Below are 21,968 nucleotides of genomic sequence, written 5' to 3'. Positions count from 1 at the left end.
AGGAAAGCGCTTTGGACGCCGAGACCATCCGAAATCTGATCGAAGCCGGCCTGCCGGGCGCCCGCGCCGACGTGCAGGGCGACGACGGGGTGCACTTCGAGGCCACGGTGATCTGCGAGGCATTCGCCGGCAAGATGCCATTGGCGCGCCACCGCATGGTGTATGCGACGCTGGGCGACCTGATGGGCGGCGCCATCCACGCGCTGGCGCTGAAAACCCTTACTCCGGGTGAAGCCGGCTGAGCCGGCGCACTCTCTTTTCCCTATACCGGCCTTAAATCCATGGCAAAAATCGTAGTCACCGGCGGCAAAGCGCTGAACGGTGAGGTTCATATCTCCGGCGCCAAGAACGCCGTCCTGCCGATCCTGTGCGCCACCTTGCTGGCCGATGCGCCGGTGGAAATCACCAACGTGCCGCATCTGCACGACGTGATCACCACCGTGAAGCTGCTCGGTGAGCTGGGTGCCAAGGTCACCATCGACCAGGGCACGTTGTCGCGCGGCAGCGCGGTGGTGGTGGATCCGCGCACCGTCGATCAGCACGTCGCGCCATATGAACTGGTCAAGACCATGCGCGCCTCGATCCTGGTGCTGGGTCCGTTGCTGGCCAAGTTCGGCAAGGCCGAAGTGTCGCTGCCGGGCGGTTGCGCCATCGGCTCGCGTCCGGTCGACCAGCACATCAAGGGCCTGCAGGCCTTGGGTGCGGAGATCAGCGTGGAGAACGGCTTCATCAAGGCCCACGTCGATGGACGCCTGAAGGGCGGCCGTTACACCTTCGACATGGTCAGCGTCACCGGCACCGAGAACGTACTGATGGCTGCCGTGCTGGCCGAAGGCACCACGGTGCTGGAGAACGCCGCGATGGAGCCGGAAGTGGCCGACCTGGCGCATTGCCTGATCGCACTCGGCGCGAAGATCGAAGGCATAGGCACTGCGCGTTTGGTGGTGGAAGGCGTCGAGCGCCTGCATGGCGGCCGCCACGCGGTACTGCCTGATCGCATCGAAACCGGCACTTTCCTGGTGGCGGCGGCGATGAGTGGCGGGCGCGTCACGGTGCGCAATGCGCGTCCGGATACGATGGATGCGGTGCTGCACAAGCTGACCGAAGCCGGTGCCGAGATCAGCACCACCGAGGACAGCATCACCCTGGACATGCACGGCAAGCGGCCCAAGGCGGTGAACATCACCACCGCGCCGCACCCTGCTTTCCCGACCGACATGCAGGCCCAGTTCATGGCGATGAACTGCGTGGCCGATGGCGTTGGCGTGATCAAGGAAACCATCTTCGAGAACCGCTTCATGCACGTCAACGAGCTGTTGCGGCTGGGCGCGGATATCCAGATCGAAGGTCACACCGCCATCATCCGCGGTGTCGAGAAGCTCAGCGGCGCGCCGGTGATGGCGACCGATCTGCGTGCGTCGGCCTGCCTGATCCTGGCCGGTCTGGTGGCAGCTGATGAAACCAGCATCGACCGCATCTACCACCTTGATCGTGGCTACGAGAACATTGAGGAAAAGCTCAGTGGGCTGGGTGCCAACGTGCGGCGGATCGCATGATCCTCAAGGGCCGGTTCACCCCGCGTCGCAAGGCACTGCTGGCCCTGGTGCTGCTGGCCCTGGCCTGGTTGGGCTGGGGCTGGTACAGCGGTGTGGCCATCACCCAGGGCGTGGAGAAGGAGCAGATGGACTGGAATGGCGATGGCCAGGTCAGTCGCGACGAGTTCCTGCAGGCCTTCTATGCGGTGCAGGTGAAGGACAGCGAGGAAGGCGATCGCCAGTGCCGCAGTTTCATCTGGCGCAAGAGCGGTGAAGAGTTTCGCCGCGATTGCCGCACGGTGTTCAAGAAGCCGGCGGCGGAGTAAGTGCAACGCCGTAGTGCCGAGCCATGCTCGGCAGAAGCATTACCGAGGCGCCCTCAAACGGGCGCCTCTTTTTTTGTAGGAGCGGCGTAAGCCGCGAAGCTGATGATCCATCAGATCGCAGATGTGCTGGTGTCTTGATAGTGCCGGCTTCGCGGCTGACGCCGCTCCCACAAAAGAATCTGGGCCGACGGCTCCCTCCCTTTCGCGCAGCGAAGGGGAGGGCTGGGGAGGGGGGCTTTGCTGCTTCCGACAAGGCCCCTGCCGAGCATGGCTCGGCACTACCTGCTCCCTCCCTTTCGCGCAGCGAAGGGGAGGGTTGGGGAGGGGTAAGCTCTATTGCTTCGGGCAAGGGCTTTGCCGAGCATGGCTCGGCACTACAGCTTGGCTTACTGGATCGACTTGATGGTCAGGTCCAATGCGTCCTGGCCGTTTTCACGCTGCAGCAGGCGCGCCGGTACCGGCATGCCGGGGACGATCCAGGCGATCTGTTCCTTGTTGCCATCCACGCGCGACACCTTGGTGGCTTCCTGCTGCTTGCCGCCGATGGTCATGTTCTCCTTGCCGATCACCCGGTAGGTCATCGGCTTGATGCGACCGTCATCCACCATGCGGTAGTTCAGTGGCTTGCCGGCGTTGACGTCGCGGGCAATGGCCAGGTTGATCAGCAGGGCATCCATGTCGCCGTTCTGCAGGCGGATCGGGCCGCTGCGCTCGGGCTTTACGTCGCCGGTCCAGGTGGCCTGGTTGCTGTTCCAGTCGTAGCGTGCATCCACCTGCTTGCGCTTGATCAGCACGACCGAGCGATCGTGGCTGCTGAGCGGGCGCAGCCTGCCACCCTGCTCGTCGAACACGGTGGCCTGGCTCAGGTCGGCCATCGGGTTCTTGATCTGCAGGCTGTAGCGCCATTGATTGTTGCCCGCGGGAGCGACCGTCATCACGCCATTGGCCTGCATGCCCATGTAGCTGGCCTGGTAATTGGCAGTGAACGGCTCAATTGCCAATGCCGGCACGCTGGCGACGACCAGCGCGGCGGCAGCGAGGTAATGCAGGGGGCGGTGGGAAAGCTTCATGCTCAGGCTCCTTGGTATTCGATCAGGCGCAGGTCGATTTCGTCCTGCCCGTCTTTGCGTTGCAGGATGCGCACCGGCGTTGGCACGCCGTTGGCAATCCACAGGATGGTTTCATCATTGCCGCCATTGGTGCGATACACCCGCAAGGCGTCATAGCTGAGATCACCCACCTGCACGTTCTCGGTGGTATCGGCGGCGCGGTACTCGTACTGACGCACCCGGCCGACATCGACATAGCGGTACTGCAGGGCCTGGCCCGGCCGCGCGTCGCGCATCAGGGACAGGTTCAACAGCAGTGCGCTCTGGTCGCCGCGCTGCAGTGGAATGGGGCGCTGCCGTTCTTCCTTCAGGTCACCCTGCCACTGGGCTGTACCGGCCTGCCAGTTATAGACGCCGGTGACCTTCTTGCTCATGAACAGGGCCTTCTTGACCGTGCTCTGGCTCAACGGCGTGTAAACACCGCCTTCGTTGTTGAAGACATTGCTCTGCTCGATGTTCAGGCCGAGCACGCTGGCAAAGCCGCGCTTGCCGCGTACCGCCATGTCCACCCGCCATTGGCTGTCGTTGTTGTGGGTCACGCGCATGGTTGCATCACCGGCTTCCTTGCCCTTGTAGAAGGCCTGGTAGGTGGCGACGAAAGGCTCCAGCGCCGGAGGCGTCCACTCCAGCGCGGGCAATGCCGGCGCAACCGGGGCCGGTGTCGGCGCGGCGGCTGGCGTTTCTTGGGCGTGACTTACCGCCGATACCAGCAGGGCGGTCAGAACCAGTGGTTTGAAAAGCGCTATGGCCATGCGGAGAAGAGGGCAGGAAGAAGGGAGATCATGCCAAACCACACAGCAGCAGCCTGTGTGGATCAGCGGCGGAGGGTTCCGGCGGAATCTAGGCGCAATGGGCTAAACAGGGACTGACCGTCAAACAGCACCACGCCATCCCGTTCAGCCAGGTGATTGGCGACCAGCAGTTGAACGCTGGCCAGCAGCAAGGGGTGTTCGACCGCCAGTACGCGCTGGGCCAGGGATTCCGCGGTATCGGCGGGCAGCACCGGGACGCGGGCCTGGGCGATCACCGCCCCGGCATCCAGTTCCGGCACCACGAAATGCACGCTGGCGCCGTGCTCGGCATGACCGGCCTCGATGGCCCGGGCATGGGTGTGCAGACCCTTGTGCAGGGGCAGCAGAGAGGGGTGGATGTTGATCAGGCGGCCGCTGAAACGCTGGACGAAGGCAGCGCCGAGGATGCGCATGTAACCGGCGCAGATGATCCAGTCCGGCTGGCTCGCCGCCACTGCTTCGGCCAATGCGTCGTCAAAGGCCTCGCGGTTGGCGAAATCCCGGGGCGCGCGCGCCCAACGCTGCGCGGGCGCCACTTTCTCCAGCGCCGCCGCACTGGGCTTGTCGGAGAACACGCCGACAATCTGCGCATTCAGTTGGCCTGCGGCAATCGCGTCAAGCAGGCTTTGCAGGTTGCTGCCACGCCCGGAGGCAAGTACGGCAAGGCGTGGCGCGGTACTCATGCGCGGGCGTTCCGCAGCAGTGGCCAGAGCGCCAGGCTGCCCAGGGTGGCCAACAGCATGTCGGCGTGGGCGTCCCAGATGTCGCCCTGCTGGCCGTTATAGGCCTCGGCGGCTTCCGGTGACAGGGCCAGGGCGATACCCCACTCCAGCCATTCGTAGGCCAGGCTGGTGCACATGATGGTCATCACCGCCAGGGTGAACGCCTGGCCAACACGCAGGGCCGGCCAGGTGCGGCGGGCCAGCTGGGTCAGCGCGGGGGTGAAGCAGATGCCATACAGCAGGTGGATCAGGCGATCGAAATGATTGCGCTCCCAGCCGAAGGCGGCATCCGGCGACCAGCCGAACAGCGCCTGCGCCCACTGGTCATAGGGGATGTTGGAGTACAGCCAGCGCGCACCTATGCAGTGCAGCACGATGAAGCCGCAGATGGCGATGAAGGCACCATTGCCCAACGGCCAGCGGCGGTCCACCCACCACAGCGCCAGCAGGCCGAGCACGGTCAGCGAGCTGTGCAGGGCCTGTTCAACAGGCCATAGCGGTTTGATCCAGGTAAGCGCGAATACAGCAAGCACGCCGATGAAGGCGGCCTTCTTGGCGGCTGTCATGTAGGCGTTGGCTCAGCCGATGTGGACGCGTTCAGCGCCGTTTTCAGCCACCACTTCACCAATCTGCCAATGCGCCAGCTCCAGCGTATCCAGGGTGGCGTTGATGGCGGTGACCTGGTCGGCCGGCACCAGCAGGACGAAGCCGATGCCGCAGTTGAAGGTGCGCCACATCTCGCTGTCGGCCACGTTGCCTTCGCGCTGCAGCCACTGGAACACCGGCGGCAGCGTCCAGCTGCTGGCGTCGATGCGCAGGCCCAGGCCTTCCGGCACCACGCGGATGATGTTTTCGGTCAGGCCGCCGCCGGTGACGTGTGCCATGCCGTGCACGGCGGCGCCGTGGGTCTTGAGCAGCGACAGGATCGGCTTGACATACAGGCGGGTCGGCGCCATCAGCGCGTCGACCAGCTTGACGCCGTCTTCCAGCACCAGCTCGGCCGGGCTGCCGGCGCGTTCATAGATGCGGCGCACCAGCGAATAACCGTTGGAGTGCGGGCCCGACGAGGCGATGCCGATCAGGACATCGCCCTGGGCAACGGCCGAACCGTCCTTCAGCTCGCTCTTTTCGACGCCGGCGACGGTGAAGCCGGCCAGGTCGTATTCGCCCGGGGCATACATGTCGGGCATTTCAGCGGTTTCGCCGCCGATCAACGCGCAACCGGCTTCGGTGCAGCCATTGGCGATGCCGCCAACCACGGCCGCAGCGGTGTCGATGTCGAGCTTGCCGGTGGCAAAGTAATCCAGGAAGAACAAGGGCTCGGCGCCTTGCACCAGCACGTCGTTGACGCACATGGCGACCAGATCGATGCCGATGGTGTCGTGGCGTCCCAGCTGTTGTGCCAGCTTCAGCTTGGTGCCGACGCCGTCGGTACCGGAGACCAGTACCGGCTCACGGTACTTGCTGGAGAGGTCGAACAGGGCGCCGAAGCCGCCCAGTCCGCCCATCACCTCCGGGCGGAAGCTGCGCTTTACCAGCGGCTTGATACGCTCGACCAGTTCATTGCCTGCGTCGATGTCGACACCGGCGTCACGGTAGGTCAGGGGGGAGTTGGCAGAGGTCGAGGGGCTGGTCACGGGCGGCTGCACTGGCGGGGTGAACGGGCGATTTTAACAGGCCACGTTGGCGTGAAGGCCCCATTCGGGCAACAATTCCCTCCGGAATCGTCGAGCAATGGAAATTTCAATGCGTCGCAGCCTGGTCACAATCCTGTTTCTGGCGCTCTGCCTGCCCATTTCACTGGTGCAGGCGCAGTCGTCCGGCATGCGTACCGAAGGGGACGTAGCCGGCGCCCGTAGTGCCTATGAGGCCGAAGTGCCGGTCAACAGCCAGAGTGAGGCCGACCGCAACGGCGGGCTGGCGCGCGCGCTGGGCGCGGTGCTGGCCAAGTTGTCCGGGGACCGCAGCGCCCTGGCCCGGCCAGGTGTGGCGCAGGCCCTGCGCAGCGCCAAGGACATGGTCGAGAGCTACGACTACCGGCAGGACCAGAGTGTGAGCGCCAGTGGTGCGCCCAGCTTCCGTACCATGCTGGTGGCGCGTTTCCGCCAGGACGATGTTGATGGGCTGGTAGCGGCGTTGGGGCTGCCGGTATGGCCGCAACCCCGGCCCAAGCCGGTGGTTTGGCTGGCCATTGACGATGGTAGTGGCCCGCGCCTGGTCGGTGTGCCGCAGTCCAACGCGGCGCGGCCGTTGCTGGACCGCGCGGTGGAACGTGGCTTCAAGCTTGGCTTGCCGGCTGGTGGAGCCGCTGAGCAGGCCCTGGTCGGTGCGATCTGGCGGCAGGACACCGCCGCCGTGGCGCGCGCTTCGGCACGCTATGCGCCGCCGATGCAACTGGTGGGCAAGCTGTACCGCGGCAAGGGCGGTGGTTGGGTTGCCGACTGGGTATTTGTCGACAATGGTCGCGAGCTGTCCAAGTGGACGACGACTGACGGCGATGCACGGCGGGCGATGATGGGCGGTGCCGATGGTGCGGCCGACGCGCTGGTGCGGCGTTATGCCAAGGCGCCGGTGGGCGGAGCCGCCGGCGTGTACCGGATCGTGGTCAGCGGTATCCGTAGTGCCGACGACTATCTGCGTCTGGCCGCGACCCTGCAGAGTGTGGCGGTGGTCAAGTCGATCATGCCGATCCAGGCGTCCGGCGACCGGCTGGAACTGGATGTCGAGCTGATGAGTGGCCTGCCTGGCTTCAACCGCATGCTGGGCCGCGATGCCGCCCTGCAACCGGTGGGTGCGGTGGACGACGGTGATGCGGATGCCTCCACCGAAAATGACAACAGCAGTCGCCGTGCGGAGTACCGTATTCGATGAGCACTGATACAGCGGAAATGGAAATCGCGCTGTTCCTGCGCCGCCTCAAGTGGGTGGTGCTGGTGGCCTTCGGGCTGTGGGTGACATGGTTGCTGGCACCGGTGCTGACCCCGTTCGTGGTCGCCTTGATGCTGGCCTGGCTGGGCGATCCGCTGGTGGATCGGCTGGAAGCCAGTGGGCGTTCGCGCAATACCGCCGTGGTGCTGGTATTCGTGCTGATGATCCTGCTGTTGGCCTTGGCGCTGTTGATCCTGGTGCCGTTGATCCAACGCCAGATCGTCACCCTGGTGGCTGCCTTGCCGCAGGGGCAGGATTGGTTGATGAACACCGCGATTCCGTGGATCGAGCAGAAGACCGGTCTGGAAATCATGGCCTGGCTGGACCCGGGCCGGCTGTTCGAGTGGGTGCGCAGCCATTGGCAGCAGGCAGGTGGTGTTGCCACCACGTTCTTCGGCTACGTGTCGCGCTCGGGCTTCGCGATGGTGGCCTGGGTGATCAACCTGGCCTTGTTGCCGATCCTGGCCTATTACTTCCTGCGTGACTGGGACAAGCTGGTCGAGCGGGTTGCATCGATGATCCCGCGCAACCATATCGAGGTGGTGTCGCGGCTGGCGCGGGAGTCCAATGACGTGTTGGGCGCCTTCATCCGCGGCCAGATCGCGGTGATGATCGCGTTGGGCGTGGTGTATGCGGCAGGCCTGACCCTGGTCGGTTTGAACCTGGGCCTGTTGATCGGGTTGGTTGCTGGCCTGATCAGCTTCATCCCCTACCTCGGGGCGACTACCGGCGTGGTGCTGGCGGTGCTGGCTGCGCTGGTGCAGTCGCAGGGCTTCGACCTGCAGTTGCTGGTACTGGTGGGTGTGGTCTTCACCGTCGGCCAGTTGCTGGAAAGCTATGTGCTGACGCCGCGCATCGTCGGTGACAAAATTGGCCTGCATCCGGTTGCGGTGATTTTCGCGGTGATGGCCGGGGGCCAGCTGTTTGGCTTCCTGGGAATGCTGCTGGCCTTGCCAGCGGCGGCGGTGATCAACGTGTTGTTGCGCTATGCGCACCAGCGTTATCGCCAAAGTGAGTTGTATGCCGGCCACGGGCCGACGATTGTGTTGGATCCGCGCAGCGTTGATGTGCCGGCGGATCTAAGCATCGTGTCGAAGGATGTAGAACCTAAGTGAGTGTGCCGCAGTTACCGCTGGCCTTGCGTTACCCGCCAGACCAGCGCTTTGAAACCTTCATCGGTGCGCCGGACGGCGCGCTGGCGCAGTTGCGCGCGGTTGCCAATGGCGACAGCCAGGACTGGATCTATCTGGTGGGTGCCGGTGCTACCGGCAAGACGCACCTGGCCCTGGCCACCTGCGCTGCCGCGCTGCAGGCTGGGCGGCGACCCGCCTACCTGCCGTTGCAGGCGGCTGGCACGCGTCTGCAGGACGCATTGGAAGCGCTGGAAGGCCATGACGTGCTGGCACTGGACGGGCTGGAATATGTTGCGGGCCGGCGCGACCAGGAAGTGACCCTGTTCGAATTCCATAACCGCGCGCGCGCCGCCGATGTGACCGTGATCTATACCTCGCGGTTGCCACCCGATGGTCTGGGACTGGTGCTGCCGGACCTGCGTTCGCGCCTGTCACAGTGCAGCCGCATTACCCTGGAACCGCTGGATGCCGAGGGCCGCGGTGCCGTGCTGCGCGAGCGCTCGGTGCGGCGTGGGCTGGTGATGGATGAGGCGACGCTGGACTGGTTGCTGACCCGTACCGGCCGTGACCTGAGCGGACTGGTGACCTTGCTGGAGCGACTGGACCGTGAATCGCTGGCGGCCAAGCGCCGCATCACCGTGCCGTTCCTGAAGCGGGTACTGGAGAACGGGCAGGGCTGATAGCAGGATTCGGGCTCTCAGCTCTTGTGGGAGCGGCGTGAGCCGCGAAGCCGCTAACGCATCTTAAAAAAATGCCTGCAATCGCAGGCATTTTGTATCTGAAGCTCAGTTGCTTCGTGGTTCACACCGATCCCACAAACAATGCATCGGTTCGGCATTTGTGGGAGCGGCGTCAGCCGCGAAGCTGGTGCCGTATCTGCAGACAAAGATGCACGCAATTGCAGGTATTTCTGGGCTCGGAATCTTCAGTTGCTTCGCGGCTCATGCCGCTCCCACAAGCTGCTTGTCCAATTGCTGCAGGCGCTCGGGGGTGCCCACGTCGGTCCAGCGGCCTTGGTGGTGCTGGCCGCTGATGCTGTTGTTGGCCATCGCCGCGCGCAGCAAGGGTGCCAGTTTGAAGCGTGGTGGTGTTTCTGCGGCGCCGTCTGCATTGCCAATCACTGCCTGCCAGTCCTGCAGCAGCTGTGGCCGGTACACGCCGATGCCGGCAAAGGTCAGGCGTGCTTGTTCGCCCTCGTCATGCACCTGGCCATCGGCATCCAAAATGAAATCACCGCGGGGGTGCTGCAGTGGGTTGTCGACCATGACCAGGTGGGCGCTGCCCTTCGGTTGCCGCGGAAGCGTGGCGAAATCGAAATCGCTCCAGATATCGCCATTGACCGCCAGGAACGGTGCATCGCCGAGCAGCGGCAGCGCGTTGTGCATGCCGCCGCCGGTTTCCAGCGGCACCGGTCCTTCGTACAGATAGTGCAGGCGCAGGTGCCAGCGACTGCCATCGCCCAACTGCTCGGGGAACTGCGCGGCCAACCAGCTGGTATTGATCACCACATCGGTGATCCCCAGCGTAGCCAGACGCCGCAGATGCCATTCGATCAGGGGCACGCCGGCCACGGCCAGCAGCGGCTTGGGTGTGTGATCGGTAAGCGGACGCATGCGCTCACCCAGCCCGGCGGCAAAGATCAGCGCCTTCATGCTGCGGCCTTGGCAGCCATCGCCGGCTTGAAGCGGCGTTCGAACAGCGCCTGCAGCGGCCCCAGTTCCGGGTAGCGCGGCAGCACCTCATCCAGATAGCGGATGAAGCGGGGGGCATCCTCGAAATAGTGGCCCTTGCCGTCGCGGTCGCGCAGGCGCACGAAGATGCCGAGGATTTTCAGGTGACGCTGCACGCCCATCCAGTCTGCATCGCGCAGGAATTGTGGCCAAGGGCGTACCGGCAGGCCTGCGGCCAGTGCCTGTGCGTGATAGCGGGCGAGCCAGGCGTCGACCTTTTCCAACGACCAACTCAGGAACGCATCCTTGAACAGGCTGGCCGGGTCGTAGGCAATTGGTCCGCTGACCAGATCCTGGAAGTCCAGCACCGCCGGGCCGCCTTCGACCGGCATCAGGTTGCGCGGCATGAAGTCACGATGCGTCAGTACTTGTGGCTGGTTCAATGCGTTGTCCATCAGGCGCCGCTGCACCAGTTGCAACTGCTCGCTCTCGCCGCAGTCCAAGGTCAGGCCGAGGTGGCGCTGCACGAACCATTCTTCAAACAGGCCAGCATCACGCTGCAGCAGCGCCTCACCGAACACGCCCATGCCCGCGGGCACCGGAATCGATTGCAGGCGGATCAGCTGGGTGAAGCTTGCATCGAACCACGCGTCGGCATTGTCATCGTTGATGAAACGCGCGAGCGTCGGCCCGCCCAGGTCCTCCAACAGCAGGAAGCCGTGTTCGACATCGCGCGCCAGTACCTGCGGCACGCGTACGCTGTTGGTCTCGAGCAGGTCGTGCATGCGCAGCCACGGCCGCACATCTTCCAGCCCCGGCGGTGAATCCATCACGATGTGGCTGCCACGCGTGCTGGTTGCGCGCCAGTAGCTACGGAAGCCTGCATCGACCGATGCGCGCTGCAGGGAGGTGGCAGGGTCGCCGAGTGCGGCGATGGTCCACTGCAGGCGTTGCTCGGCGCGCAGCGGATCGGAAGCGGGATCGTTCATGGGCACTACGAATGAAGCGGCGCCCGCAGGCACCGCTGGGAGAGGAATCAGCGCTTGCCGCCACTGATCAGGCGCAGGAGTGCGAGCAGCGCGATCGCGCCGATGATGGAGCCGACGAAGCCGGCCGGCTGACCTGCCGAATACCAGCCCATCTCACGGCCGAACCAACCGGCGAATACCGCACCAGCGACGCCGAGCACGATGGTCAGCAGGCAGCCCATGCGGTTGTTGCCGGGCATGAAGAAGCGCCCCAGCAGGCCCACGAAGAAACCGATCAGGATGATGTACAGCCAGCTGTCGCTGCCAAACAGTCCGCTCATGTTTTTGTCCGTGCCAAAGAAAAACGCAGCCTAGCAAGGCCAGGCTGCGTTCGTCATCAAACCATCGAGCGGTGGGCGATCAGCAGCAGCCGTGGCCACCGTGACGGGTGCCGCTGTCGGCGGCCACCGGCGAACCGCTGGTCTCGCCACGCAGGCTGGCAGCATGGTGGTCGAACAGCACCTTGGACACGCAGGAGGTGACGTGCTTGCCCATCGGGATGTGCAGGAACTCGTTCGGGCCGTGCGCATTGGAATGCGGGCCAAGCACGCCGGTGATCATGAACTGCGCACCCGGGAATTTCTCGCCCAGCATGCCCATGAACGGGATCGAGCCGCCTTCGCCCATGTACATGGCCGGCTTGCCGAAGAAGGCCTGGCTGGCGTCGTCGATGGACTTCTCCAGCCACGCGGCCATCGCCGGTGCGTTCCAGCCGGTGGAGGCCTTTTCCAGGTCCAGGCTGACGTGGGCGCCGTTCGGCGGATCACGCAGCAGGGCTTCCTTCAGCAGCTCGCCGCAGGCCTTGCCATTGGCGGTCGGCGGCAGGCGCAGCGACAGCTTCACCGAGGTTTCCGGGCGCAGCACGTTGCCGGCCGATTCCAACGGCGGCATGCCGCCGATGCCGGTGACCGACAGGGCAGGGCGCCAGGTGCGGTTGAGCACCAGTTCGGTCAGTTCATCGCTCATCGGCTTGAGGCCGTCGACCAGCGGGAACTTGTCGAAGATGGCGGTATCGACGACGTCGGCAGCGCGCTTGGCCTGTTCCAGGCGCTCGGCCGGAACGTCAACGTGCAGGCCGTCGAGCAGGATGCGGCCGGTCTTCTCGTCCTCGATGCGCGACAGCAGCTGGCGCAGCAGGCGGAAGCTGGACGGCACCACGCCGGAGGCGTCACCGGAGTGCACGCCCTCGTTGAGCACCTTGACGGTGAAGTTGCCGCCGGTCAGGCCGCGCAGCGAGGTGGTGCACCACAGCTGGTCGTAGTTGGCGCAGCCCGAATCCAGGCACACCACCAGCGACGGCTGGCCGATGCGCTCGGCCAGATGGTCGACATAGGCCGGCAGGTCGTAGGAGCCGGACTCTTCGCAGGCCTCGATCAGGATCACGCAGCGGGCGTGCGGCAGGCCCTGTTCCTGCAGTGCCAGCACCGCGGCCAGCGAGCCGAAGATGGCGTAGCCGTCATCGGCGCCGCCGCGGCCGTACAGCTTGTCGCCGCGCAGCACCGGCTTCCACGGGCCCAGGTCGTCGTCCCAGCCGGTCATTTCCGGCTGCTTGTCCAGGTGGCCGTAGAGCAGCACGGTGTCGTCGCCGGTTTCCGGGCCGGTGGCTGGGATTTCCAGGAAGATCAACGGGGTACGGCCTTCCAGACGAACCACCTCGACCTGCAGGCCGGGGATGTTCTGCGCCTTGGCCCAGCTCTCCATCAGGTTGACGGCCTGATCCATGTAGCCGTTGGCGACCCAGTTGGCGTCGAACATCGGCGACTTGTTGGGGATGCGGATGTAATCGACCAGTTGCGGGACGATGTCGTTGTCCCACTTGTCGCTGAGAAATTGGCCGATCTTGGCGCTGTCCATCTGGATCTCCGGTAGCAATGTCAGGTGTAACCATTCTACGCCGCTCGTTTGTTCATCGGGCTTGCGGCGGTTTCATCAATGAATTTTGTAGGACTTTTCCTACAGAGGCTCGGGGTGTTGGCTGGCTGTTTGCTTAACCCGCGCCGGATATTCTGGGTTCATGTGGCGCGGGACACTGATCCGACCGGCGGGATAGCCAGCCGATCAACGACCAAGCCACAAGGAGTACAGCGATGAAGCTTTTAACCGTAACGCTGCAGTCTCTGATTTTCGCATTGTTGTTGACCCTGACGGCGCAAGCCAAGGACAAGGTTGATATCAATACCGCCTCAGCGGCGGAGCTGAATCAGGTGTTGGTGAATGTCGGCCCTTCCAAGGCGCAGGCGATCATCGAGCACAGACAGGCCAACGGGCCTTTCAAGAGTGTCGAGGAACTGGCGCTTGTGAAGGGAATCGGACTGAAGACGGTCGAAAGGAATCGAGACCTGATCGAAGCGAGGGCCGGAGCTGCCCCCGCCAAGAAAGCTACCGGGACGGTAGCTGCACAGCCGGTTGAGAGGCGCTGAGCGGAAGGAATCGAATAGTGACCCGCCAGGACGGCGGATCACCAGGAACCCGAAAAGGGCAGGACGCTGGGGGCTGGCAGGATGCCAACAAGGATGTGAGGTCGTCCGGTGTTGCACAGTGACGTGCAGCCGGGCGATTTTTCTGTCTGTGCTCCAAACGAACAAGGCCCGGGTCTTCCCGGGCCTTGTTCGTTTCTGGGGACTCGTGGGCTGGAATGCGCAGCTTGGATGTGCGCTGGCGTCGTCGACATTCCAATCATGAAGCCCGGCAAACATGTAGCCCGGGTAAGCGCAGCGCACCGGGGCTTTTCGCGAGGGGCTACCGGCCAGTCGTAGCCCGGGTAAGCGCAGCGCACCCGGGGCTTTTCGCGAGGGGTTCTTCCAGCCAGTCGTAGCCCGGGTAAGCGCAGCGCACCCGGGGCTTTTCGCGAGATGTCCATTTCAGCGAGGTGTAGCCAGGGTAAGCACAACGCCAACTGAGAGCTCTCCGCAAAGAGCCCCGGGTGCGCTGCGCTTACCCGGGCTACGGGGTCTACAGGTTCTGCCAACCCGGTGCCGACGTTGAATGCCGGTTATTGGCGTTGCTTGCTTGTGGCAAGGCTCGGCAGGAGGGCGCTTAGACCAGCCCGGTGGCGTAGTACACGCCGATGATCGCGAACACTGCCAGGGTCTTGATGATGGTGATGGCGAAGATGTCCTTGTAGGACTGGCGGTGGGTCAGGCCGGTGACCGCCAGCACGGTGATCACCGCGCCGTTGTGGGGCAGCGTGTCCATGCCGCCGGACGCCATCGCGGCGACGCGATGCAGCACTTCCATCGGAATGCCCGCAGTCTGCGCGTTGGCGATGAAGCTGTCGGCCATGGCCGCCAGCGCGATGCTCATGCCGCCTGATGCCGAGCCGGTGATGCCGGCCATGGCGGTGACCGAGACCGCTTCGTTTACCAGCGGATTGGGAATCGAGCCCAGTGCATTGGCTACCACCAGGAAGCCGGGCAGGGCGGCGATGACCGCACCAAAGCCATACTCGGAGGCAGTGTTCATCGAGGCCAGCATGGCGCCGCCGATGGCCGACTTGGTGCCCTCGGCGAACGAGGCCACCACCGGCTTCCAGGCAAAGGCGATGACGCTGAGGATGCCCAGCAGCAAGGCGGCCTGCACGGCCCAGATCGCGCCCAGCTTGGAGACCTCCTGCACCACCGGGGCCGGGTTGCCGATCACCGCCGGGATGAAGGACTGGGTTTCGCCGTAGAAGCCGGGGATCCAGCGGGTGAACAGGAAGTTGGCCACGCCGACCAGGATCAACGGGGTGATCGCGACCAGCGGGTGGGCCAGGTTCTGGCCGTGGAAGGGCTCGGGCTCATTGCGCAGTTCGTCATTGGCGCCTGCATAGCCTTCGCCATTGCGGATGGCTACGCGGCGGCGCCATTCCAGGTAGCTCATGCCCAGGATCAGGATCACCACCGTGCCGATCACGCCCAACCAGGGCGCGGCCCAGCTGTTGGTGCCGAAGAAGGCTGAGGGGATGATGTTCTGGATCTGCGGCGTGCCCGGCAACGCGTCCATGGTGAAGGTGAAGGCACCCAGCGCGATGGTGCCGGGAATCAGGCGCTTGGGGATATTGCTCTGGCGGAACAGCTCGGCGGCGAAGGGGTAGACCGCGAACACCACCACGAACAGCGACACGCCGCCGTAGGTGAGCAGCGCACAGACCAGCACGATCGACAGCATCGCGCGTTTGGCACCAACCAGCTTGATGGTGGCGCTGACGATGGACTTGGAGAAGCCCGATACCTCGATCAGCTTGCCGAACACCGCGCCCAGTACGAACACCGGGAAGTACAGCTTGAGGAAGCCGACCATCTTGTCCATGAACAAGCCGGTGAACATCGGCTGCACCAGGCTGGGATCGGTCAGCAGCACCGCACCCAGCGCGGCCACCGGCGCGAACAGGATCACGCTGTAGCCGCGGTAGGCGACAAACATCAGGAAGCACAGGGCCGCCAAGACAATCAGAAACGACATTCACAGCTCCCCGGCCAATACATTGCCGGCGAGTATCAGGATCGGGAGCGGCCCGGCCCACTGTACGAAGGGACTATACGCGGCCGGCTAACGCTCCATTAACGTGCGCTCCATGGCGACATTCGTGTGTCGCAACGTCATACCCGGGAGGAGGGAGACCAATGAAGCGCAAGTATCTGAGTATCGCCATCGGTGGCATTCTGTTGGCACCGGCCGCATTCGTGCAGGCGCAGGAGCAGCAGGCTGCACCGGCCGGCACCAAGGCGACCCAACTGGACGAAGTGACTGTGACCGCGCGTCGCCGCAGTGAATCCATCCAGGATGTGCCGGTGGCGGTCAGCGCCTTCGGCGAGGAGCAGATCAAGGATCTGCAGGCCTCGACCGTGGAAGGCCTGCAGGGCGCCGTGCCCAATATGAACATCGCCCAGGGCCGTGGCTCGGCCAACAGCGTCAACGTCTTCATCCGCGGTATCGGCCAGCCCGACGCGTTGCAGACCTTCGACCCGGGCGTGGGCATGTATGTGGACGACGTCTACTACTCGCGCATCAATGGTGCACTGTTCTCGCTGTTCGACATCCAGCAGCTGGAAGTGCTGCGTGGCCCGCAGGGCACGCTGTACGGCAAGAACTCCACCGGCGGCGCGATCAAGCTGACCACCAAGAACCCGTTCGACAACGAAGGCGGCGCCGTGGAAGTGACTGCCGGTGACTATGGTCGCCTGGAAGGCCGTTTCTACGTCTCCGGCAAGCTGAGCGACACCATCGCTGCAAGCATCGCCGGTGCCAAGATCACCAACGACGGCTACGTCAAGGATGCGGTCAGCGGCAAGCGATACAACGACGATGACACCGAGGCATTGCGCGCGAAGCTGGCATTCCAGCCGACCGACAACTTCAGCGCGGTGCTGTCGCTGGACACCACCAAGCAGGATGCGGCGCTGACGCTGGGCCGTCCGATGGCGCCATTGCTGCAGACCAGCCTGGCTCCCGCCGGTGTCATCGTGCTGCAGCCGGGCGAAACCGGCGAATGGAATCGTCGTGCGCAGACCTCGTTCCAGAATGGCGAAGGCCAGTACCTGAAGCATTCCGGTGCCTCGCTGTCGATGAACTGGGACATCAACGAGCAGTTCACACTGAAGAGCATCAGCTCCTACCGCAAGCTCAAGACCGAGTCCTACATCGATATCGACGCGTCCGAGTACGAGCTGGGTGACGTGTTGGTGGCGCTGGACCAGAACCAGAAGAGCCAGGAATTCCAGCTGCATTACGACAACGGCTCCAACCTGCACGCCACCTTTGGTGCGTACTACATGAAGGAGAACGTGCCGTCCTACCAGGAAGCCTATGCCGACGATCTGTTCTCGTTCCTGGGCGGCAAGGTGCCGTTCCTGCGCACCATTGACGATGATCTGACCACCACGTCCACCGCGGCATTCGCGCATGTGAACTGGGAGTTCGTGCCGACCTGGACCGTGGCTGCCGGCGTGCGTTGGACCAAGGACAAGAAGGACTACGACCGTTCCACCAGCACCTTCTGGGGTGCCCCGTTCGCCAGCTTGAACGGCACGGTCGCGTTCGATGCCAAGGCCTCGTGGACCGCGGTGACGCCGTCGATCAGCCTGCAGAAGGAGTTCAGCGACAACCTGATGGGCTATGTGTCGGCCAACCGTGGCTTCAAGTCCGGTGGCTTCAACGGCCGCGCCAATACCGTGTACGACACCCAGCACGCCAAGTTCGACCCGGAATACGTGTGGACCTACGAGCTTGGCCTGAAGGGCAGCTCGGCGGATCATCGCCTGCGCGGTACCGCCACCGCGTTCTACAGCAATTACAGCGACTTCCAGGCACGCGTGTCGCAGGACGTGGGCACCTTCCCGGTGTTGAACGCGGCCAAGCTCAACATCAAGGGCATCGAGCTGGAAGGCAGTGCGCTGCTGGGCGAATCCACCACCTTGAGCGCACAGTTGGGCTGGATGGACGCCAAGTACGACAGCTTCGAGGACTTCCGTCTCGATCCGTCCTACGCCGGTTACGATCCGACCGTGAACCACGACCACGTGCCGTTCTCGCCGGACGTGACCGCCCGCGTGGCCCTGCAGCATGTGTTCTCGCTGGGGGACAACGGCAGCCTGACCTTTGGCGGGGATGTGTCGTATCGCAGCGAGACCTGGTTGTCGGTCGACAACCGCAAGGTGCTGAGCCAGGACGCATACACCCTGTTGGGCGCTTACGGCGTATGGGATTCGTCGCAGCTGACCTGGCAGGTACGTGCGGGCGTGCGCAACCTGACCGACAAGCAGTACAAGACCGAAGGCCAGGAGTTCGCCAGCGTTGGCAACATCCAGACCGCGTACTACGGCTTGCCGCGCAACTGGTATGTGTCGGTGCGTTACAACTTCTGATGATCGCGCCGGTAACGGCTGACTGATTGGAATGCAAGGCAGCCCTTTCCCGCATGGCGGGGGAGGGCTGTTGCGTTTGTTGTTGCTGCTCTGGTTGTAGCTGCGAAGGTTGCAGGTGCTGTTGCTTTGGCTTTGGCTTTGGCCTTGGCCTTGGCCTTGGCTGTTGCTGTTGCTGTTGCTTGAAGCCCCTCTCCCGCCAGCGGGAGAGGGGTTGGGGTGAGGGCAGCTTTTGCCGTTGGCTTTCAAGCTCTGGCTTTTGATGCAAAGCATGAAGCAAATTGCCAGCGAACCGCACCCTCACCCCAACCCCTCTCCCGGTGGGAGAGGGGCTTAAAGCAAGGGCTTTGAGCACGCACTCCTTCATCCTTCTTCTCCAACTCCGTATCCTGCCAAGCAGCTTCCGGGAAACGCATTCCATGTTGAGTCTGGTAACTGTGGCGCTGGCAGGCCTGGCCTGGTTGGCCTTGATGTTCGGCGTGGCGCTGTATGGCGAACGCCGACCCACCGCCTTTGCCCGCCATTGGCGACACATCTACACCTTGTCGCTGGCCGTGCACTGCACCTCCTGGACTTTCTATGGCACCGTGACCCAGGCGGCACGCCACGGCTGGCCGCTGCCGCCCACCTTTGTCGGTGCCATCCTGTTCTATGCCTTGGCGATGGGCATGATGATGCGGCTGGTGCGGCTGGCACGCGAGACCAACGCGACCTCGCTGGCCGATCTGATCGCCGCGCGGCTCGGCCGCGATGCGTGGCTGGCGGCGACAGTGACGCTGGTGACCGTGCTCGGGCTGATCCCGTATATCGCCCTGCAGCTCAAGGCAGTGGCGATGAGCTTCGGCATGATCACCTCGCGCGCGGTGGAAGCCGGGCAGGGCGGCTCGGTATGGCAGGACAGTGCCCTGTATGTGGCATTGGCCATGGCCTTGTTCGCCATGTTGTTCGGTGCGCGTCGCGCCGATGCCTCCGAACACAACCGCGGGCTGGTGCTGGCGATGGCGGCCGAGTCGGTTTTCAAGTTGGGCGCGATGCTGGCGCTGGGCGTATTCGTGTGGTTCGGCCTGAAGGGGCTGCCGACGGCACCGGTGGCAGCCGTAAGTGCGCCGGAAGGCGGTTTCATTCCGTTGGTGATACTCGGTGGCCTGGCGATGTTCCTGCTGCCGCATCAGTTCCATGTTGGGGTGGTGGAATGCCGTGATCCGGGTGATGTGCGCACCGCGCGCTGGCTGTTCCCGCTGTACCTGCTGCTGATAGCCCTGCCTATCCTGCCATTGGCACGCGCGGGCACGGCGTTGCTGGGCAACAGTGTTCCCTCGGACATGTACACATTGGCGCTGCCGTTCTCGGCCGGGCATGAAGGCGTGGCGCTGTTCGCCTTCCTCGGTGGCCTGAGTGCGGCAACCGGCATGGTGGTGGTGAGCACGCTGACCCTGAGCCTGATGATCGGCAACCACTGGTTCGCGCCCGGCCTGGTGCGCAGCGCCTGGGCGCGTGCCGGCGGTGGCGATCATCGACGTGAACTGGTGTGGCTGCGTCGCGCGGGCATCTGCGTGATCATGCTGCTGGCGTGGGGTTACAGCCGCCTGATCGGCGGTGGCAACGTGCTGGCCGATATTGGTGCGGTCTCGTTCTCGGCAATGGCGACCCTGGTGCCGGTGCTGGCGTTCGCCATCTGGCGCCCGCAGACGCCGCCGCGCGCTGCCATTGCCGGGGTTGTTGCCAGCTTTGTGACCTGGGCCTGGGTGCTGTTGCTGCCATCGCTGCTGGAAAGTGGCGGACGCGCGCCCGCGTGGTTGCTGCAGGGGCCGTTCGGTTGGCAATGGCTCGCCCCGCAGGGCTTGTTCGGGCTGACAGGCTGGACGCCGTTGGGGCGCGCGGTGGGAGCGAGCCTGTTCGTTGGCACGGCGGTGACCTTGCTGGCGATGGCGTGGCGGCGCGATACGCCGGACCGCATCCGCCGTAATCTGGATGCCGATACCCTGCGAAACGCCGGTCGTCGTTTCCTTCCCTATGAGCGGGTGGAACAGTTGCTGGCCAACGCGCCGCGTAGCGGCGCGGTACCAGCGGCGATCGAGGCCAGTGTGGAGCGCGAGTTGTCGGCCGTACTGGGCGCGGCGTCCGCACGTCTGTTGCTGGACGCAGCGCGACGTGAGGGCAGCGAGCTGGCCACCGTTGCAGCCATCGTCAGCGAAGCCTCGCAGGATCTGCGTTTCAGCCAGCAGGTGCTGCAGGCTGCATTGCAGAACATGAGCCAGGGCATCAGCGTGATTGATCGCGAGCAGCGCCTGGTGGCCTGGAACCGGCCCTATACGCGCATGTTTGGCTTTCCTGACGAACTGCTGCAGGTAGGCCGGCCGATCATGGACCTGACCCGCTGGGCGCTGCAGGCGATGCCCGCGCGTGGTGGTGACGAGCGTGCGGTGGACCGCCGCCTGGCCTTCATGCGTGCCGGTACGCCGCACCTCACCGAGCGTGTATTCCCGGACGGCAGCATCGTCGAGATCCGTGGCAATCCCATGCCCGGTGGCGGCTTCGTGGCGACCTTCACCGATGTGACCGCATTCCGCCGCAGCGAGCGCGAGCTCAAGCGCAGCAACGAAACACTGGAGCAGCGTGTGGGCGAACGCACCGCGCTGCTGGAATCGGCCAAGCGTGAGGCCGAACGGGCAAACGATGCCAAGAGCCGCTTCCTCGCTGCCGTGGGCCATGACCTGCTGCAGCCGCTGCATGCCGCGCACCTGTTCACCGACACGCTGGCGCAGCAGGTTGAATCCAGCCAACAGCAGCAGGCGGTGGTGCAGATCCGCGGCGCCCTCGACTCCACCACTGACCTGTTGACCGGGCTGTTCGACATGTCACGGCTGGAGGCCGGTGGTTTGGTGCCGCAGCCGCGTGATCTGCCGCTGGCCGAGGTGCTTGATCCGCTGGCGTCGGAGTTCCGTGCCCTGGCGGCCGCGCGCGGGCTGGCCTTCCACTACCTGCCCACCCGCGCCTGGGTGAACAGTGATCCGCAGCTGCTGCGGCGTGTGCTGCAGAACTTCCTCGCCAATGCGGTGCGTTACACCGCGCGCGGCGGGGTGTTGCTGGGCGTGCGGCGCGAAGGCGAGCGGCTGCGCGTCGAGGTGCATGACACCGGGCCGGGCATTGCCCGCGAAGAGCAGCAGCGCATCTTCGAGGAATTCCGTCGCGGTGAGGACAGCAGCGGCCAGGGGTTGGGCCTGGGCTTGGCCATTGCCGACCGCATTGCCGGCCTGCTGCATGCGCCGTTGCGGCTGCGCAGTGAGAAAGGGCAGGGCACGGTGTTCTCCGTATCGCTGCCGTGGGTGGCCTGCCCGCAGGCCGCGGTGCTGGCGCGTCCGCGCACTGCCGCCACTTCCGGCGGCGTGCCGGTGCTGGTGGTCGACAACGATCCAGCGGCCTTGCAGGGTCTGGCCGGGCTGTTGCGTGGCTGGGGCTACCAGGTAGCCGAGGCCTCCGGCGAAGCACAGGCGGTGGCGGCGCTGCAGGCAACAGCGGCCAGCCTGTGGCTGTTCGACTACAACCTGGATGACGGCGATACCGGCACCGCCTTGCAGCTGCGGCTGGGCGAGCGTTTCGGTGCCCGGCCAACCCTGATCCTCAGTGCGGATGACAGTCTGGCCACACGCCGCGAAGTGCTGGAGCAGGGCCTGACCTTGCTGCACAAGCCGGTGCGCCCGTTGGCCTTGAAGTCGATCCTGGATCGGTTGCTGGCAGCGGATGCGTTGCGGCCGGGAATGGCAAACAGGGAATAACACCGGTAGCCCCGGGTACCGGGGCCCCCCCCCGGCGGGGGTAGGGGACACACCCGCGGCCGGCGCCGGGACCCCGGGCCCCAAGGAGCACCCGCGCCGCCCTCGCAC

Annotated in this window: 19 protein-coding genes; 9 read left to right on the top strand and 10 right to left on the bottom strand. The window is 64.7% G+C overall.

Annotated features, from left to right (window positions below; genetic code table 11):
- The first annotated feature begins 11 nt into the window (after positions 1-11).
- The 3 genes from AC1VXC_RS15075 to AC1VXC_RS15065 are packed head-to-tail and all read left to right on the top strand — an operon-like array spanning position 12 to position 1,861.
- On the top strand, positions 12-242 hold the full coding sequence (locus AC1VXC_RS15075; protein WP_313170360.1) for a BolA family protein: 231 nt from the start codon (positions 12-14) through the stop codon (positions 240-242).
- 39 nt (positions 243-281) lie between these two features.
- Positions 282-1,556, top strand: a complete 1,275-nt coding sequence (gene murA, locus AC1VXC_RS15070; RefSeq protein ID WP_313170361.1) for a UDP-N-acetylglucosamine 1-carboxyvinyltransferase — start codon at positions 282-284, stop codon at positions 1,554-1,556.
- Positions 1,553-1,861: an EF-hand domain-containing protein gene (locus AC1VXC_RS15065; protein ID WP_313493173.1), complete on the top strand. Its 309-nt coding sequence runs from the start codon at positions 1,553-1,555 to the stop codon at positions 1,859-1,861. The genes murA and AC1VXC_RS15065 overlap by 4 nt, the downstream gene beginning before the upstream one ends.
- 386 nt (positions 1,862-2,247) lie before the next feature.
- Here AC1VXC_RS15065 and AC1VXC_RS15060 read toward each other — a convergent pair whose 3' ends face one another.
- From AC1VXC_RS15060 to purM, 5 genes are all read right to left on the bottom strand, one after another.
- Positions 2,248-2,931: a DUF3108 domain-containing protein gene (locus tag AC1VXC_RS15060; RefSeq protein WP_313493171.1), complete on the bottom strand. Its 684-nt coding sequence runs from the start codon at positions 2,929-2,931 to the stop codon at positions 2,248-2,250.
- A gap of 2 nt (positions 2,932-2,933) precedes the next feature.
- Entirely contained in the window at positions 2,934-3,722 is a 789-nt protein-coding gene (locus AC1VXC_RS15055) for a DUF3108 domain-containing protein (RefSeq protein WP_313170368.1), read from the bottom strand.
- Between the two features lie 62 nt (positions 3,723-3,784).
- Positions 3,785-4,444: a phosphoribosylglycinamide formyltransferase gene (purN, locus tag AC1VXC_RS15050; RefSeq protein WP_313493169.1), complete on the bottom strand. Its 660-nt coding sequence runs from the start codon at positions 4,442-4,444 to the stop codon at positions 3,785-3,787.
- Positions 4,441-5,049 (bottom strand): DUF2238 domain-containing protein, encoded by a 609-nt coding sequence (locus tag AC1VXC_RS15045; RefSeq protein ID WP_481539055.1) that lies wholly within the window; start codon positions 5,047-5,049, stop codon positions 4,441-4,443. Before AC1VXC_RS15045 ends, purN begins: the two co-directional genes overlap by 4 nt.
- 12 nt (positions 5,050-5,061) lie before the next feature.
- Entirely contained in the window at positions 5,062-6,120 is a 1,059-nt protein-coding gene (purM, locus tag AC1VXC_RS15040; protein WP_313493166.1) for a phosphoribosylformylglycinamidine cyclo-ligase, read from the bottom strand.
- Between the two features lie 97 nt (positions 6,121-6,217).
- On the opposite strand from purM, the gene AC1VXC_RS15035 reads away from it, so the two are divergent.
- Genes AC1VXC_RS15035 through hda form a run of 3 tightly spaced genes read left to right on the top strand, consistent with a single transcriptional unit; the run spans position 6,218 to position 9,224 of the window.
- Positions 6,218-7,354 (top strand): DUF2066 domain-containing protein, encoded by a 1,137-nt coding sequence (locus tag AC1VXC_RS15035; RefSeq protein WP_313170376.1) that lies wholly within the window; start codon positions 6,218-6,220, stop codon positions 7,352-7,354.
- A complete protein-coding gene (locus tag AC1VXC_RS15030; RefSeq protein WP_481528379.1) occupies positions 7,351-8,526 on the top strand; it encodes an AI-2E family transporter in 1,176 nt (391 codons plus the stop codon). The genes AC1VXC_RS15035 and AC1VXC_RS15030 overlap by 4 nt, the downstream gene beginning before the upstream one ends.
- Positions 8,523-9,224, top strand: a complete 702-nt coding sequence (gene hda, locus AC1VXC_RS15025) for a DnaA regulatory inactivator Hda (RefSeq protein ID WP_313170378.1) — start codon at positions 8,523-8,525, stop codon at positions 9,222-9,224. Before AC1VXC_RS15030 ends, hda begins: the two co-directional genes overlap by 4 nt.
- A 261-nt stretch (positions 9,225-9,485) precedes the next feature.
- On the opposite strand, the gene murU is transcribed toward hda, so the two are convergent.
- From murU to AC1VXC_RS15005, 4 genes are all read right to left on the bottom strand, one after another.
- On the bottom strand, positions 9,486-10,196 hold the full coding sequence (gene murU / locus AC1VXC_RS15020) for an N-acetylmuramate alpha-1-phosphate uridylyltransferase MurU (RefSeq protein ID WP_313170380.1): 711 nt from the start codon (positions 10,194-10,196) through the stop codon (positions 9,486-9,488).
- Entirely contained in the window at positions 10,193-11,203 is a 1,011-nt protein-coding gene (locus AC1VXC_RS15015; protein WP_481539056.1) for an aminoglycoside phosphotransferase family protein, read from the bottom strand. Before AC1VXC_RS15015 ends, murU begins: the two co-directional genes overlap by 4 nt.
- A 47-nt stretch (positions 11,204-11,250) precedes the next feature.
- Positions 11,251-11,523: a GlsB/YeaQ/YmgE family stress response membrane protein gene (locus AC1VXC_RS15010; RefSeq protein WP_313493161.1), complete on the bottom strand. Its 273-nt coding sequence runs from the start codon at positions 11,521-11,523 to the stop codon at positions 11,251-11,253.
- 79 nt (positions 11,524-11,602) lie between these two features.
- Entirely contained in the window at positions 11,603-13,096 is a 1,494-nt protein-coding gene (locus AC1VXC_RS15005; RefSeq protein ID WP_481539057.1) for a M20 family metallopeptidase, read from the bottom strand.
- A gap of 233 nt (positions 13,097-13,329) precedes the next feature.
- Between AC1VXC_RS15005 and AC1VXC_RS15000 the strand changes: the two genes are divergently transcribed.
- Complete coding sequence (locus AC1VXC_RS15000; protein ID WP_313170388.1) at positions 13,330-13,662, top strand: ComEA family DNA-binding protein; 333 nt, start codon at positions 13,330-13,332, stop codon at positions 13,660-13,662.
- A 616-nt stretch (positions 13,663-14,278) separates the two neighbouring features.
- Here the strand turns inward: AC1VXC_RS15000 and AC1VXC_RS14995 are convergent.
- Positions 14,279-15,685 (bottom strand): GntP family permease, encoded by a 1,407-nt coding sequence (locus AC1VXC_RS14995; protein WP_481539058.1) that lies wholly within the window; start codon positions 15,683-15,685, stop codon positions 14,279-14,281.
- A gap of 161 nt (positions 15,686-15,846) precedes the next feature.
- Between AC1VXC_RS14995 and AC1VXC_RS14990 the strand changes: the two genes are divergently transcribed.
- Both AC1VXC_RS14990 and AC1VXC_RS14985 read left to right on the top strand, forming a co-directional pair.
- On the top strand, positions 15,847-18,087 hold the full coding sequence (locus AC1VXC_RS14990) for a TonB-dependent receptor (protein ID WP_481539059.1): 2,241 nt from the start codon (positions 15,847-15,849) through the stop codon (positions 18,085-18,087).
- A 416-nt stretch (positions 18,088-18,503) separates the two neighbouring features.
- Positions 18,504-21,860: a hybrid sensor histidine kinase/response regulator gene (locus AC1VXC_RS14985; protein WP_481539060.1), complete on the top strand. Its 3,357-nt coding sequence runs from the start codon at positions 18,504-18,506 to the stop codon at positions 21,858-21,860.
- Positions 21,861-21,968 lie beyond the last annotated feature (108 nt).

It is taken from the genome of Stenotrophomonas sp. STEN033 (genome assembly GCF_056856655.1).
This window is presented reverse-complemented; position numbering and strand designations above follow the sequence as displayed.